Raw genomic sequence first — 16,043 nt, 5'->3', positions numbered from 1 at the left:
CATATTTTAGGGCGTTTTAAATATGTTAATAACGCAAAACTATATGTTTCCCTCTAAAAAAACACAAAAAAAGATGTAAAAACGTTTAACTGTAGCATTTTATCCTCCAAATACAGTTTTACCGTAATTGTCGAAATTTAAAAACTCACAAAAATCCTACAAATAAAGTAATGGATAATTTTACATAAAAGAATTAACGGTTGTAGCCAAAACGTTTTAGTTGACGTTCACTATTTCGCCAATTTTTATTAACTTTTACATACAACTCGATATGAATTTGCTTTCCAAAAAACTTCTCTAATTCCTTTCTAGCTTCTACCCCAACTCTTTTAAGTGCCGATCCTTTATGACCTATAATAATACCTTTTTGAGACTCTCTCTCTACCATAATTACCGATCTAATTCTGATAATTTTTTCGTCTTCAAAAAATTCTTCGGTTTCTACCTCTACAGAGTATGGAATCTCTTTTTTATAGTGCATTAAGATCTTTTCGCGAATCGCTTCGTTTACAAAAAATCGCTCTGGTTTATCTGTCAATTGATCCTTTGGGTAAAAGGCAGGTGAATCTGGCAATAACTCTACAATTCTTCCAAAAACCTCTTTAACATTAAAGTTTTCTAAAGCAGAGATTGGGTATAATTCTGCATTAGGAACTTTTTCTGCCCAAAACTGCACTTGCTGTTCTAATTGCTCTTGGTTAGATTTGTCTATCTTATTTAACAGTAAGAAAACTGGGATCTTAGCACTTGTAATCTTATTAAAAAATGCTTCGTCTTTTAGCTCCTTTTCACCAATCTCAACCATATAGATAAGAATATCTGCATCCTCAAAAGCCGACTTTACAAATCCCATCATAGATTCTTGTAATTCATATGCCGGTTTTATAATTCCAGGAGTATCCGATAAAATAACTTGAAAATCATCTCCATTTACAATTCCCAAAATTCTATGTCTAGTTGTTTGTGCCTTAGATGTGATTATGGACAACCTTTCTCCAATGAAAGCATTCATCAATGTTGATTTTCCAACATTTGGATTACCAATGATATTTACAAAACCTGCTTTATGAGCCATATATATGATTTTGTTGCAAAGTTAGTCCATTATTATACAAAATTATCTAATCTAGAGAAGGAATATTTTGTTCTCACATAGATTTGGGTATGCAATTTTGATTCTATTAAATAGTGCTCGAGTTGCATAAAAAAGATTATATATGTAAACCTTTTGTTAATTTTTCGTAAATTTAATTCCAGTACGTTTTTAAAACCCCACAGAAACAGATAATTTATTTTATAAATACTGGGATTATTTTGGGAAACTATTCTATTTCTTTTTTAATTATTTCGAAAACATATCACACCATACACATATGTGTGTCTATGATAGTGTTACTCTTACTATCCCAATTAAGTTTTGGACAAAACACAGACAAACTACTTACCAAAGCTGATGAAAGTTTTGAAGCATTGGCATATATAAACGCCCGTGATATCTATCTAGATGTAGCAAAACAGGGATATTCCTCTGCAGACCTTTATCGAAAATTAGCAGACTCATATTATTTCACAGGAGAACCAGAAGAATCTATCCAATGGTACGAAAAATTAATCTCAAATTTTTCTGAAGAGATAAAACCAGAATACTTATTTCGATATGCTCAAAGCCTTAAAAGTGCGGAGCGATATGATGAAGCAGACAATGTTATGGAAAGGTTTAATACTATTACAGGAAATGATAAAAGAGCAAAATCTTTTATAAACAAACGCGATTATTTAGATTTCATAGAAATGCAATCTGGTAAATATGATTTATACACACTTAACATAAATTCTGAGTATTCTGATTATGCTCCAAGTTTTGATCATAGAGGAAATATCGTTTTTGCATCTTCGAGAAGTAAAAACTCCAAGCTCCATGAATGGAATAAAATGCCATTCTTAGATCTTTTTTCTTCAAAAATAAATAACAACAAGATCTCAACACAAGAATCAAAAAAACTAAAAGGTAAAATAAATACCAAATTCCATGAATCTTCTACTAGTTTTACTAAAGATGGAAAGACAATGTATTTTACACGAAATAATTTCACCAACAATAAACTTGGTAAAAGTAGAAAAGGAGTTGTTCTATTGAAGTTATACAAAGCAACTCTTTCTAATGAAAAATGGTCTAACATTCAAGAGCTTTCTTTTAACAGTGATAATTATTCTGTCTCTCATCCTGCCTTAAGTCCTGATGGTAAAAAATTATATTTTGCTAGTGATATGAAAGGAACTAGAGGGAAGTCTGATTTATTCGTAGTAGATATACTTCCTAATGGAAAATACGGGAAACCCAAAAACCTAGGAGATAACATCAATACAGAAGGTAGAGAAACCTTTCCATATGTTAGTGAAAGCGGAAGGTTGTATTTTGCAAGTGACGGTCACGTTGGACTAGGTGGATTAGACATATTCGTAGCTATCGCCAAAGACACAGGTTTATATGAAATATTCAATGTAGGAAAACCAGTAAATAGCCCAAAAGATGATTTCTCATTTGTATTAGATGAAGAAAATAATACTGGTTATTTTGCAAGTAATAGAAAAGGTGGAAAAGGAAATGATGACATCTATAGTTTTAGACAAACAGAAGAATTGATTACCGAGTGTAGAGAATTCTTAAGTGGTATTATTACGGACAATGAAACAAATGAAACTATTGCGAATGCTAATGTAACATTATTAGACACTGATGGAAATATCATAAATGAGATTAAGTCCGACTATGATGGAGCTTATAATTTTGAAGTTGATTGTGACAAACAATACATCATTCGCGTCTCTATAGAAGGATTTAATCCCAATGATATTATTTTTAAATCAAAAAACACTTTTGAAACTACAAATAATGTCCAGATACCATTTAAGAAAGAAAAACTATTGTCTACTACATCCGAACCAGTTAATATAGGTGATGATATTGTTGCCCCATTACAATTACGAACTATTTTCTTTGACCTAGATACAGATGAGATAAGACCAGACGCAATTGCTGACTTACAGAAGGTTATTTCTGTTATGAAACAGAATCCTAATCTAAAAATTGAAGTGCGTTCTCATACAGATAGTAGATCTAGTTATTGGTATAATAAAAAACTTAGTGTAAAGCGGATGCGAGCTACAGTAAGATACATTATTCGCAAGGGAGGAATCCATTGGAGACGTATTAGAGGGAAAGCTTATGGAGAGCGAAGACTCATTAATAAATGTGCAAACGGTATTCCTTGTACCGAAGAAGAACACCAAGAAAATAGAAGAAGTGAGTTTATCGTAAGGAAGTAATTTTCCGAAAGTAAACCTTAGCTTGAGCATTAACTTTAGGAGCTAGTAGTAATCCGGATATTACTGTTGGTATAGCCATTAAGGCAAAAGCACTATCTATTAAATTAATAGCAAAATCTATCTTTACTACTGCCGAAACAATAATAGATCCTATATAAATATAATTATAATATTTACCGTACTTAGGCTTAGTTAAAAAACCTAAACAGGTTACTCCGTAATAAGAAAATGAAAATAATGTTGATAAGGCAAAAACAAGAACCATAACAATCACTACACCATCCCCCATTCCATAGGGTAAAACCGAGTTAAAGGCCTCTAATGTAAGTGAAATACCATTACCATCAGAGTGTCTCCATACTCCAGTAGATAAAATTGCTAATGCAGTTAATGTACATATAAGAAGTGTATCTATAGCAGGACCAATCATAGCTACAAGTCCTTCTCTAACGGGCTCATCTGTTTTAGCAGTTCCGTGCATCATAGGTGCGGTACCAATTCCTGCTTCATTAGAAAAAGCAGCTCGTTTTACTCCTGTTTTAATCAAATACCCCAATGCTCCACCTGCAGCAGCTTCTCCAGAGAAAGCATCTGAAAAAATCAAAACAAACATCTCAGGCACCTCATCTATCTGTAAAACAAGAATCATAAAGACGGTTATAAAGTATAAAATCACCATAAAAGGAACCAACTTACTAGCGACTAATCCAATTCTTTTAATTCCACCAAGAATGACAAACGATGCCATAATTGCTAGAACAATCCCTATATATAATTTAGTTTCTTCGTCCCAATCCAAAACATCAACTAAAGTTTGAGTAAGTTGATTTACAGTAAAAGCAGGTAATGTACCGACTAAACCAGCTAATGCAAAGAAAATGGCTAATGGTTTCCAATGACGCCCTAATCCACCTGTAATAACATACATTGGTCCACTAAGGATCTTCCCTTCTTTACTTTCAGACCTATACATAACTGCAAGAGTGCACGTGTAGAATTTAGTGGCCATACCAATTAACGCACTAATCCACATCCAGAAAATTGCTCCTGGACCACCCATTACTAATGCTATAGCAACTCCACTAATATTCCCCATTCCAACTGTCGCTGCAATTGCTGATGATAACGCCTGGAAATGCGTTAATTGACCTGGAGCATTTTCATTATCATATTTTCCTCTAAGAATATTAATAGCATGTCTGAAATATAAAAAAGGTGTAAAACGAGAATATATCAGAAAAAACAGTCCTCCACCGATCAAAAGGATTAGTAAAGGCCAATCCCATATCCAGGAACTAAATACTGCAACACTCTCTTCTATTTTTTTAAACATAAAATGATACTATTCAATAAATGTAATAACAAAAATTGACAAAAATTGATAATCAAAAAGTATATAATCATAAACTAGCTAATTCTAGTACCTTAAATTTTTATTTCACTGTATTCAGTGATTACCATATCCCTTGTAATACATTAATTTACATCGAAAAATAATCTATAGTAAAAAATTAAAAAGGCTATTTTGTTTACATGAAAAACATATATTTTATTCTATTTATTAGTTTGATCTCCATTTCCACTTATTCTCAATCCTCAGAAATAGTTGGACAATGGGAAACTATAAAAACAATCGATCCTGAAAACAACGTATTTAAAGGGGTAGTGTGGTTTCATTTATCTTCTAAAGGATATATAAAGATTGGGTTTTTGGGAAATGAAAAAGCTTTTGAAAAACGCTGTTGGAATTTGAACTCTAAAAACAATATCTTATCCTTTGATCAGGGAACAAGTTTAGAAATTGAAAATCAATTATCTGATGATCTTATTTTAAAGGACAAATATGGTTATAGAATATATTTAAAAAGAGCAAAAAGCCTTTCAAAAAAAATAGAACTAAGAAAAGATAATGCGGATACTATTATTATTAGTAAAAAAAGTTTTGGAAATTATCCTGCTGTTGCATTAGATTTATCAAATAATAAAGATGCAATTGATTTTTTAAAAAAACCGCAATTTAATGGAGATACACCTGGATTATTTATTGAACCTAGAGATCCAGAAATTAGCATATTAAGAAGAAAGGACGGTAGTTTTACCGGGAATTTATGGGTCTTTGATAATGATTTAGATATTGTAGATTATAATATATTAAACGAGACTCCTTTCACAGAAACACACATAGCAAAAAGTGATATAAAAAAAGGAATCATATTCATAGTTAAAACAAATGATAATTTACTTTTCAAGTTTAAAATAGCAGCTATTAACTATGAGGAAGAACAAATAATATTGAATTATATAAAACTAAATTAAATCACCTTATAAATCTAGGTTTATCAATTCCCCTATCATACATTACTATACTTCCTGCTACTGCAACATTAACGCTTAATTCGGACTTAAACTTAATTAAGAAATGTGACTTTTCTATAGCAGTTTTAGATAATCCGTGATCCTCAGCTCCTAATAAGTAGACACATCGTTTAGGGTGATTAAAATTTTCTAATGGTACTGCATCATTGGTTAATTCAACACCTACCAGCATCGCACCTTTAGGAAGATGTCTATAAAAGTCCTGAAAAGTATCATAATGAAAATATGGCATAGATTTCACAGCATTATGTGTATCACTCGCTTGTTTTGCATACCTGTTACCAATTGTAAATATATAATTTGCCCCCATATTCTGAGCAGTTCTCCATAGGACCCCTAAGTTCTCAGGAGTTTTTCCATTCTGAATCCCGATACCAAAAAATTCATTTTCAAAATTATCAATCATATTACAAAAGTAAATAGTAGCACTCTAATAGCAATAAAAAATGATTTATACTCCAACTTAGACACTACAATTATGTTAAAACCGTAATGAGATGTACGAATTCTAAATTGATCCTAACGAATTCTAAAACCAACTAATCTTAACCACATATAGCATATAAATTTGTACAAAATAATCAACCTCAAAATAATACTGTTATGAAAAAGATCATTGTTTTTTTCATCCTAATATTAGGATTTCAGTTTATGAAAGCACAAAGTTTTCAGAAGACGGGAAAGTATACAGCAGTTACCGAAATTAAAGAGAATGGTTCAGAACAACCGACTTGCATTGTTAATCTGATTCGTTTGGGGGGAATTTCGGAAAACGTATTTACTTTCACACTCAATGATATTGAGCTTTTTGAGGACATCTTTATCACCACCTTAGAGAACCCTGGTCTGGAAGGGATCTCTGAGGTGATTAAGATGGAAGTAGAATACCTAGCCTGTTGTGCTCAGGTAGAATCGCATTATTTTATGGTAACAGATAAAAATGAGCTTGTATCCTTACCACAGTTAACAAACGTTTATTGTGAAGATTCAGATACAGATGCTCAATATACTTTTCCGAATCAACAGTATGGTATAGAAGGGAATATTCTTGAAACCGAAACTTTATATAAAGAAACAGCAGAAATTAAATACGTAAACCTAAAACAAAGCTTTACCTGGAATGACAACAAAGTTAATACTCCAAAGAATACAGCAATCACCAGTTACTAGAATATTTGGTGTAGAAAATAACACTATTTATTATTCAATTATTCTATTGTACTGTATCGCTTTATTTTTTTTCATGATCCTAGTAAGTTTTAATATTTTCTAAAAAAATAAAACTATTGTATACGGCAGGCGCGTCCAATTATTTCCAATTTGTTTTTTCCCAAAAAAACTGCCTGCTTGTATACGGTTTTACTCAACATCATTTTCATCAAATTATTTAATGGGAGTACACATAACAAGAGAATCAGTTTGATTATATTTGTTATCAAACTATAGTTTTTTATGAGCCCCAAACGCTTTTCATATCTACTATCCTTTTTAATTATATGGATAAGTGCTATTCATTTATTATCTGCTCAAAATAATGGCCTTAGAGCATACACATTAGAAGATGGCCTTCCTCAATCTCAAGTATATGATATTATACAAGATGACATTGGTTATTTGTGGCTAGGTACGCGAGGAGGTGGACTAAGTAGATTTAATGGAGAAGAATTTGAAACCTGGAACGAAGATGATGGACTCTTGTCAAATTATATACACTCTTTACTCTTTGCTAATGACAGTTTATTTATAGGAACTAGAAGAGGGTTATCGATAAAAACAAAAAAGAAATTTCATAATTTCGAAGGGTTACAAGTAAACAAAATATTTAGGATTCACAACAAAACTTATCTAGCTACTAACGTCGGCATCTACATATACAACAGCAGTGAAGGTTTAAAAAAAATACAATTAGATCCTAAAATAAATACAAGTATTGTAAATGGAATTGTGTTTGATGGCAAGTTATTCTGGATAGCTACAAATAAAGGTCTTTGGAAATTAAATAAAATTCAAAAAGATGCTAGCATTATGGTCCGACATAGTGCGTATAATTTTACCTCGGCATTATATCACAAAACAAAAGTATTTGCGGCAGCTATAAATCAAGGGATTTTAATTTTAAATACAAATGCTAAAAGTTATGGTAATAAATGGATCCAAAAACCATTAAATGTCAATAACATTTCAGTTCTAGATACTGAATTATGGTTCTCTACCAACAATGAAGGAATTACTGTGTTAGATGCCAATAATTACCGATTAAAGAAAAAAATAAATCGAAAAAATGGTTTAGCAGTTTCTACTATTAGAAAAACCATTTCGGATCGTCAGTCCAATATTTGGATTGCAACATCTGGAGGAGGATTCTATAAATATTCTCAAAATAATTTCACCCACTACAATCAAGATACTGGACTAAAAGGTAATCGTGTATATGCTGTTCATAGTTTTAACGAAGAAATCTGGGCTTCAAACTCGGAAGCTGGATTAATAAAAATTGATTCTACTGGAATTGTCCAAGTCAAGCAAGACAAAAGGTTATCTGAAATAAAAATCAAAACTATCACTCATGATAAAAAGGGAAATATCTGGGCCGGGACCGAAGGAAAAGGGATCTTATTTAAAGAAATTAAATTTAAAGACAGCATTGTAACACGTAATAAGAAGTCCAAAAAACAGAGAAAAGATACAATTACCAAACAGGTTATTAAGAACTACATTATTAATAAAAGAAGAGGTTTATCTTCTAATTGGGTTCGATCTATACATATTTCTGGAGACACTATTTGGGCTGCCACTTATTCTTCTGGAATTACTAGGTTTATATATGATTACAAGAAACACAAAGTAAGATCTGTTAGACGATTCACTAAAAAACGTGGTATAAAAGACCTTGAAATCAAACATATGGCCTCTGACAAAAAAGGCAAAATATGGTATGCCACCGAAAATGGAAGTATTGGATTTATTAAAAAGAATAAAGTTACCCACCTTAGTAATGTACTAAACCAAAAAATTGCGATCAATTGTTTTCTTTTCAAAAACAACAATATATATCTAGGTACTGCGGGACAAGGTATTTGGTGGGCCAGCTTAGAAGAAGAAAAGCTTTCTTTTAAAAAGATAAAAGGAGAAAAGAATTTATATTCAAATAACATTTATCAAATGATATTTGATAATGAGGACAATTTATGGGTCGGAACTGAACGTGGTGTAGATCGAATAGAAATTAATTTAATAAATCAAATTACAGACGTTTTTCATTTTGGTCGTAATGATGGTTTTTTAGGCATAGAAACTTGTCTTAATGCTATCAGCAAAGACATCGAAGGAAACCTTTGGTTCGGAGCCATATATGGACTTACTAAATATGAACCTGGTGAAACAGACAAAACCAGTGTCAAACCAGAAATCCATTTTGAAAATATAGAAATCGCATACCAAACGTTAGACTCCATTAATCCTGATGTATGGGCCAAAAACAACAACGTTCTACAACTGACTCCAGAACAAACTGAACTTTCATTTAATTATAAAACTATTGATCTAGATCATCCAAATGACATAGAATATCGTTATAAACTAAATAACACAGCCTGGAGTCCATGGTCATCGGAGAAAAAACAAAATTTAGCCGGACTAGCATACGGTGCTCATTCATTTTCTGCACAATCTAGAAATTATAGATGGGAAGAAAGTGAGCCTATTACTTTTAAAATATTCATAGATAGTCCTATTTACAAAAAACTATGGTTTCAGCTTGCTACACTAGGAATTATTCTTCTAATACTTACAATAATTACATTGCTATATATTAGAAAAGTAAAACTAAAAAACAAAGAAGAACGAGAAAAACTGCAAATGCAAAATCACTTACTTTCTTTGGAGCAAAAGGCATTAAGACTACAAATGAATCCACATTTTATTTTTAATGTACTTAATGGTATTAAAGCAATGGGAACGAGTAACCCATCTAAAATGAATAGTACTATCAACACTTTTGCCACTTTACTGAGAGAAACATTATACAACTCTAGAAAAGACAACATTACACTGGATCAGGAAATGAAAACCCTGAAACATTATATTGAAGTAGAAAAATTAATGGCGAATAAGCCTTTTGAATATACAATTTCGATCGATTCTGAATTTGATCCTGAAGAAGTATTAATACCACCAATGCTTATACAGCCATTTGTTGAAAATGCAATACGGCATGGTATTCTAAAAGGAAATAGAGATGGAAAACTAAAAGTATTTTTTGATACTAATGAAGAATTCTTACATTGTAAAATATTAGATAACGGAATGGGTATTTTCCAGTCCCAAAAAACCAAAACCAAGACGGATCATCAATCCATGGCATTAACAGTAACTAGAGAAAGACTGGAGTCTATCTCTGGAAAAGATGCATTACAGATAAAAGAAATTCTAAATGAAGACTCTTCTGTAGAAGGAACTGAGATATCGTTTAAAATACCATTATTAACCGATTATTAAAGACACTATGCTTACAGCGATTATTGTAGAAGATATGCCAGATGCACTTCAACTTTTAAAAAGTGACCTGGAAACAAATCATCCCGAAATAAAAATTATAGATACAGCAAGAAGCGTAGTAGAAGCTGCAAAATCTCTTAGAACCAATGTTCCTGATATTTTATTTCTGGATATTATGCTAGGAGATGGTACAGGTTTTGACGTATTAGAAATATTTCCAGAATTAAAATCTAAAATTATCTTTGTAACTGCGAGTGATGAGTATGCTATAAGAGCTTTTAAATTTGCAGCTATTGATTATGTTCTAAAACCATATTCTAATGAAGAACTAGCGCAAGCAATATCCAAAGCTAAAGAACAGATTCAGCCTAATAAAGAAAGACTCAATATTCTTAAAGATACATTATCTGCACCAGAACAAAAACCTGATAAAATATCTTTACACACTTTAGACAAAATTATTATTGTAAGCTTAGATGATATTGTTAGATGTGAATCAGATAGTAACAATACTATTTTTTATCTACAAGATGGTCAAAAGGTATTTGTAACGAAAACTTTAAAATATTTTGCTGATATGCTTAAAAACTATCAGTTTTTACGTGTACACCAAAGTCATTTAATTAACCTCCAGTGCATTAGTGCTTTTATTAAGGCAGATGGCGGTTATCTAATGCTTAAAAATGGAGAAAATGTTCCAGTTTCTGTTAGAAAAAAGGTAGAAGTAATGGAGATCTTAGATCGCATGCATAGATAATGCAAAAAGAGTAACTGTTTTATAGCAATTCATTTTACCACCATTCTACCCATTAAACCATATTTTAACTAAAAATTTGGGCATATTGGTCTACGAATGTATAACTGATTTGCTTTTTAATTTTACCAAGATTTCTCCATATACTTGTAACATCGAGCGCATTCCAATTTTTGGATTGTACCGTATAACAATCTAAAATTTGATCATATATTGTTCTAACTCCTAAAGCTCCCATATCTGCTTTTATTTTTACATGTATAGCAATGTAATTACCTTCAGAACTACAATTATATATTTCAACTTTTATACCTGGCTCATTGTTAATTTGCGTTTTAACATACCCATTGCATGGAACTTTAATTTTTTCTATCTCTCCTGTATTTATATTACTGAATTCGCTTGAGTAATACACTCTATAATAATCATCTCCAAGATTTACTAGCTGTAGAGTTGTTTTTAAACGCTTTTGAAATGGAAAACTACCGAACTTTACTTTTTGTGTCTTTGTATTAACAACAGAATATTTCATGCTTTCAAGTTTTACGTTAATAATTATACAGTATCAAATTATTGAGGTAAAACTAAAAAATACCTCTCTTCAAAACTATTTCATCATATTTCATCAGGTTCATATATACGTTTAGAAACTTAGTAAAATGCCAAGTGCTATAGAATCTACCCCATTGATTCTATAGCACGATTATCTTGGATTATCTGCTTGGCTTTATGAATATCAAATCACTTTCTCTTGTAGTAATTCTCCTTATGGTTAATTTGATGCAATACTTCTTAATATTTTAAATTTACTTAACGAACAATAAGAATATTCTAACCATCCAAAATGCTAAACTTCTTTTATCCGAATTTTGTGTGTTTCCAGTCATCACTTTATAGTATGTAATTAATCCCTATTGTTTGGTGAAACAAATATATATTGAACATATACTAAATAATATTTCATCATATTTCATTGCCTCATTTATTAATCAAAAACTGTAAATACCAAAAAGAGCTGTAGAATCTACCCCATTGATTCTACAGCTCAATAATCTAACCTATTATTCTGGCTATTCACCAAAAATTATAACCTTTCAAATACATCTTAATTTCACAATTAATCTACTCGATGTATTTATTAATTATCTATTGTTTGATGAGACAAATATATACGGAACACTTAAAAAATAATATTTCATCATATTTCACGACACATTCCAGTTACTTTTGTATAGCATATAAAAATGCCGAAATCCGTAAAGTCTTTCCCCTTCGACTTAACGGATTCTAGCTTTTCTTAACATCAAATCGTTTTCCCTACTTATGTTTACCCCCAGTATAGATTGATCTGATGTTATTCCTAATAATTGTTTACAGTTATTTTGCTCTGATGAGACAAATATATGCCTAACACTTAAGGTATAATATTTCATCATATTTCATACCAAAAAGCAGTCTTTAATTAGACTACTACTTATTCTATATTATTCGGCACTATTTTTAAGAAGTATCGCTACGATACGAAAAAAAGATCTTATTATGAACCTAATATACCGAACTCACTTCTAACTTATCTTCTTTGAATAATTCAAATAAGTCACCTGCATCTTTGGTGTGCTCATCAAAAGGAATAAGCTTGATTTTTCCCTCTCCATTAGTTTCTGGAGGAGATTGTAGACTTTTAAGAACAAAATATTTTTCTCCGTTAAGCTCTGTTATTCCATCTAAAAGAACTCTATTAAGGTCATTCATAAACACAGGACCTCTAACAGTTCTGGCTAAGCCTGAAGTTTTTTTCTGAGCTTCTTGAAAAACATGAAGTGCTCTTGCTAAAGGAACACGAAAACAAGATTCTGGATTATGATCTGCCTCTACAAATAAATAATAAGGTATTAAGCCATTGGCTATTTGTTCTTTCCATAGTGCTATAAGATCTTCTGGTGTATCATTAATCCCTTTAACTAAAGGTCCTTGGCAACGGATTACTGCTCCGGTTTCTCTTATTCGTTGTATTGCTTCTTTTACCACTTCATTTTCTAATTCTCTGGCATGAGTAAAATGCGCACAGAAATTAAGATGTTTACCCTTTGATTGTATATATCGAAAAAGTTCTAATAATGCATCAGCATCTTTATCCGTTGTAAAACGATAAGGCCACCAAGCTAATGCCTTAGAATTAATTCGTATTACCTGTACAGACTCAATTTCCAAAACAGGATCAATATATTTTTTTATTGCAGACGCTTTTAGCACCAAAGGATCAGCTCCAGTAAATAATACATCTGTAATTTCTGGATTTTCTTTCAAATATGGAATTGGATCATATGGATCTCTATAAGCTGTTTTTTTTTGTGCTTCTGTATTATCAAATGCAACCCATCTAAAGCAATATGAACAATAGGCATGACAGGTCTTTACCATTGGATCTGGAAATAGATTTAATATAGTTGGAAAATTCCTATAGCCTCCTGTAATAATTTTACCATCCATCTTAGGAAAACCAGTTTCTGCATGTTTTACTTCTGGATGCATCTTTTTCTTTACAGATTGAACAAAACCAATTCTAGTTTTTTCATCCAGTCCTATTTTAAATAATTGCTTTAATTTTTCATAATCAAAAGCACTTAGCATTTCTTTCCTCGGAAAAATTAATCTGTATATAGGATCTTCTGGAATGGCTGCCCAATTAATCAAATGCTCTAACACATAATTATTTACCTTAAAATGAAAAACACTTGATAGTATATCGAATATCTCGCGTTCTTCTTCTGGTAAAATGTTATAATACTCTGTTTGTTTAAAAGACTTATTATTATAGGATCTAAATAACATAAATAATTGAGTGAATTTTTTAAATAAAAATACTTTTAGGGTTGAGTTCGTTTTCTAACAATTTCTCATCCAGCCATCCCATTTTTACTGGAACATCATAGAGTCTTCCTGGTCCTGTTCTTCTCCAAAAATGACGAAGTCCAGGTGCTATCACTTTAACAACTGGCAATCCGATATCACCTTTTGTTAAATCCAAGAATAACACTTCTAGGTCATTTCTTTTTGCTGTTTCTACACAAAAACTAAGTGCGCTTTCTATATTAGAATCGCACAAAATTGGATAATCTTTTTGAAGATTTTTCTTTTCTACTTTTTTAGGCACTAAATATTGATCAGTTTTAAATGTTGCCATATCCAACCAATCTATAAAAACCTTATCCTTCGTTAAATAACTTTCTGATTGCACAATAGGAAGTAACTGATTTAATTCAATTACAGCTCTTTCTATAGCAATATTAGCGTCAACATGTGAGCCAAAAGCATAAATAATATTACTTTTTGAAGTCTTATTTATCAAAGAAGAAATAGCCACAAAAGTCGGAATATTAAGATCAGAAGTAATATCTAAAACATAAATAGTGCGTTGTATACTTTTGTAATACTTCTCTATAGTTTCAATATAAGGGTTTTCCGAAGTTGACAAATCTACTTCTGGCATTCTAATTCTATTATACCACCATATTGCTGCAGCATCTCTTTCTACTAATTCAAAAAAACCTTGCAAAATAGCCTCTTTAATGGTGTTTCCCGCTGCACAACCATTAGAATCAGGATAAGAATACAATTTTTGTTCATCATTAGCAGGATATTGAGAGTAACTAAAACAGGATGGTACATGCTTATATTTTAGATATGTCAAAGAATAGAATGAAGTCCACTCCATCTTCTCATTTATATCAAAAGGTTGTGGTATAAAAGCATAAAACTTCGATGTATTTTTATTAATCTCTTCTCTTTTTTTAAATTGAGTTTCACTAAAATTCATACATTCATTGGGTAAGATAGCATCTTCCAAATCCTCATAGCATGCAGTAAAACTATATTCATCACCATGACACATTAAACTATAACGCTCAATTGCCTCACATAAGGCTCCGGTTTTTGCTTGTATACTATTTTTACCTTTTCCACCATTACCACTTCGCAAATGATGATTTAACCAAAATAAAGAGGTGCTTTGCAAGGCACGGTTTCTTCCAGAAGCAAAATTAAATATAGGAGCTCCCTCTTTTTTATGATAAGGTGATACTTTTGGTACAACTCCAGATAGGTTACTTATGTGTTTTTTATATTTTTCAAATGTTTCTTCTGCTGACACCGTTCTATAACCGCCTTGCTTATTACTTATAGTAATTTTCTCACCTATTGTGATCGGAGCACTCCTCTTTTTAAATATATTTTCATCACCACAAGTCCTACATTGAGGTCTTTTAGTTACCGAATGATGAGAACTATTCATAACACGTACATCTAACGAAACTATAGTATCTTCAAGTGTATGTTGTTTTTCAGAATATAACCATTTTATAATTTCTAAAATAGCCATATTACTAGCTATATGACTTGAAATAGTATGATTAGATTTTACCTGATTTTCTTGTTCAAAACCAATTGATTTACAAAACTGTTTAAATGGTTGATTAATTGTTAATCTATGATATAAACAATCCCAACAAGCAGTATTATCAGGAATAAAAAGTGGACCAATTAAAATCTCATTACTATTCGGCTTTATCAATAACCACTTTTTTTGTTCACTAATAAACTTACAGTTTAATTGATTCAAAGATTCATTACTGTAATCATCTGTTAAAACAATATTAAGTGTAGCATTATCATTAGTAATTTGAATACCTGTTTCTATACAAGAATTCCGAAAAACAGTATCATCAATATTTCCAACATTATAAATCTTAATTGATTTATGGTCTAATACTTTTTTTAGTTTTTTAACATCAAAACCTAACTCTTCCCAATAAGCAGTTTCTCGAACCGAATAAGGAGAATCATCTTCTCGAATAAATCCTCTCCATTCTAAAGATGAAATAATTTGAAAAGTAGAAATAAAATCTGATCTGTCTAAAAAAGACTTAGCTAGTTCTTGTGTCGATAATGTGCCTTTATTTATTTCTTGTAAAATATCAATCTCTAATGGATCTGATACCGGAACTATATCTTGATCAGAAATTACATAGAGTAATTTCTGATCAATTTTTGTGATATAAATATTAGACTTTAGCCTAGGGTTTTCAATCAT

12 protein-coding genes and 1 pseudogene are annotated in these 16,043 nt (G+C 31.1%); 7 read left to right on the top strand and 6 right to left on the bottom strand.

The window, feature by feature from the left end; genetic code table 11:
• Positions 1-193 precede the first annotated feature (193 nt).
• On the bottom strand, positions 194-1,075 hold the full coding sequence (era, locus tag NMK29_RS00525) for a GTPase Era (RefSeq protein ID WP_108805163.1): 882 nt from the start codon (positions 1,073-1,075) through the stop codon (positions 194-196).
• 308 nt (positions 1,076-1,383) lie between these two features.
• Here era and NMK29_RS00520 point away from each other — a divergent pair, with 308 nt between their 5' ends.
• Entirely contained in the window at positions 1,384-3,327 is a 1,944-nt protein-coding gene (locus NMK29_RS00520; RefSeq protein ID WP_108805162.1) for an OmpA family protein, read from the top strand.
• Here the strand turns inward: NMK29_RS00520 and NMK29_RS00515 are convergent.
• A complete protein-coding gene (locus NMK29_RS00515) occupies positions 3,311-4,660 on the bottom strand; it encodes a sodium:alanine symporter family protein (protein WP_108805161.1) in 1,350 nt (449 codons plus the stop codon). The genes NMK29_RS00520 and NMK29_RS00515 overlap by 17 nt on opposite strands.
• A gap of 200 nt (positions 4,661-4,860) precedes the next feature.
• Here NMK29_RS00515 and NMK29_RS00510 point away from each other — a divergent pair, with 200 nt between their 5' ends.
• Positions 4,861-5,643 (top strand): hypothetical protein, encoded by a 783-nt coding sequence (locus NMK29_RS00510; RefSeq protein ID WP_108805160.1) that lies wholly within the window; start codon positions 4,861-4,863, stop codon positions 5,641-5,643.
• Between the two features lies 1 nt (position 5,644).
• Here the strand turns inward: NMK29_RS00510 and NMK29_RS00505 are convergent, their stop codons facing one another.
• A complete protein-coding gene (locus tag NMK29_RS00505; protein WP_108805159.1) occupies positions 5,645-6,109 on the bottom strand; it encodes an RNA methyltransferase in 465 nt (154 codons plus the stop codon).
• A 197-nt stretch (positions 6,110-6,306) separates the two neighbouring features.
• Here NMK29_RS00505 and NMK29_RS00500 point away from each other — a divergent pair, with 197 nt between their 5' ends.
• The 5 genes and pseudogenes from NMK29_RS00500 (at position 6,307) to NMK29_RS00490 (ending at position 10,957) form a co-directional block, all read left to right on the top strand.
• Positions 6,307-6,873 carry a hypothetical protein gene (locus NMK29_RS00500; protein WP_108805158.1) on the top strand — a complete coding sequence of 189 codons (567 nt, stop codon included), beginning with the start codon at positions 6,307-6,309 and terminating at the stop codon, positions 6,871-6,873.
• 282 nt (positions 6,874-7,155) lie between these two features.
• Positions 7,156-7,329, top strand: a pseudogene (locus NMK29_RS23875) (hypothetical protein); the annotation flags it as partial.
• A gap of 715 nt (positions 7,330-8,044) precedes the next feature.
• On the top strand, positions 8,045-8,119 hold the full coding sequence (locus NMK29_RS23870; protein ID WP_371924109.1) for a hypothetical protein: 75 nt from the start codon (positions 8,045-8,047) through the stop codon (positions 8,117-8,119).
• Positions 8,120-8,607: 488 nt separating this feature from the next.
• Positions 8,608-10,200: a histidine kinase gene (locus NMK29_RS23865; protein ID WP_371924108.1), complete on the top strand. Its 1,593-nt coding sequence runs from the start codon at positions 8,608-8,610 to the stop codon at positions 10,198-10,200.
• A gap of 7 nt (positions 10,201-10,207) precedes the next feature.
• Positions 10,208-10,957: a LytTR family DNA-binding domain-containing protein gene (locus NMK29_RS00490; protein WP_027395246.1), complete on the top strand. Its 750-nt coding sequence runs from the start codon at positions 10,208-10,210 to the stop codon at positions 10,955-10,957.
• A gap of 64 nt (positions 10,958-11,021) precedes the next feature.
• Here the strand turns inward: NMK29_RS00490 and NMK29_RS00485 are convergent, their stop codons facing one another.
• The 3 genes from NMK29_RS00485 to NMK29_RS00475 form a co-directional block, all read right to left on the bottom strand.
• A complete protein-coding gene (locus NMK29_RS00485) occupies positions 11,022-11,486 on the bottom strand; it encodes a hypothetical protein (RefSeq protein ID WP_108805156.1) in 465 nt (154 codons plus the stop codon).
• Positions 11,487-12,499: 1,013 nt separating this feature from the next.
• Positions 12,500-13,786, bottom strand: coding sequence for a KamA family radical SAM protein (locus NMK29_RS00480; RefSeq protein WP_108805155.1), 1,287 nt, complete (start codon positions 13,784-13,786; stop codon positions 12,500-12,502).
• A 19-nt stretch (positions 13,787-13,805) separates the two neighbouring features.
• Complete coding sequence (locus NMK29_RS00475; RefSeq protein ID WP_108805154.1) at positions 13,806-16,043, bottom strand: TOMM precursor leader peptide-binding protein; 2,238 nt, start codon at positions 16,041-16,043, stop codon at positions 13,806-13,808.

It is taken from the genome of Aquimarina sp. Aq107 (genome assembly GCF_943733665.1).
GTDB lineage: Bacteria > Bacteroidota > Bacteroidia > Flavobacteriales > Flavobacteriaceae > Aquimarina.
Note: the sequence above shows the minus strand (reverse complement) of the source record. Positions and strands in the feature narration are given on the sequence as shown.

Coding starts and splice junctions, on each gene's coding strand:
- era (WP_108805163.1), bottom strand. CDS start 1,075: ATGGCTCATAAAGCAGGTTTTGTAAATATCATTGGTAATCCAAATGTT.
- NMK29_RS00520 (WP_108805162.1), top strand. CDS start 1,384: ATGATAGTGTTACTCTTACTATCCCAATTAAGTTTTGGACAAAACACA.
- NMK29_RS00515 (WP_108805161.1), bottom strand. CDS start 4,660: ATGTTTAAAAAAATAGAAGAGAGTGTTGCAGTATTTAGTTCCTGGATA.
- NMK29_RS00510 (WP_108805160.1), top strand. CDS start 4,861: ATGAAAAACATATATTTTATTCTATTTATTAGTTTGATCTCCATTTCC.
- NMK29_RS00505 (WP_108805159.1), bottom strand. CDS start 6,109: ATGATTGATAATTTTGAAAATGAATTTTTTGGTATCGGGATTCAGAAT.
- NMK29_RS00500 (WP_108805158.1), top strand. CDS start 6,307: ATGAAAAAGATCATTGTTTTTTTCATCCTAATATTAGGATTTCAGTTT.
- NMK29_RS23865 (WP_371924108.1), top strand. CDS start 8,608: ATGGCCTCTGACAAAAAAGGCAAAATATGGTATGCCACCGAAAATGGA.
- NMK29_RS00490 (WP_027395246.1), top strand. CDS start 10,208: ATGCTTACAGCGATTATTGTAGAAGATATGCCAGATGCACTTCAACTT.
- NMK29_RS00485 (WP_108805156.1), bottom strand. CDS start 11,486: ATGAAATATTCTGTTGTTAATACAAAGACACAAAAAGTAAAGTTCGGT.
- NMK29_RS00480 (WP_108805155.1), bottom strand. CDS start 13,786: ATGTTATTTAGATCCTATAATAATAAGTCTTTTAAACAAACAGAGTAT.
- NMK29_RS00475 (WP_108805154.1), bottom strand. CDS start 16,043: ATGATTGAAAACCCTAGGCTAAAGTCTAATATTTATATCACAAAAATT.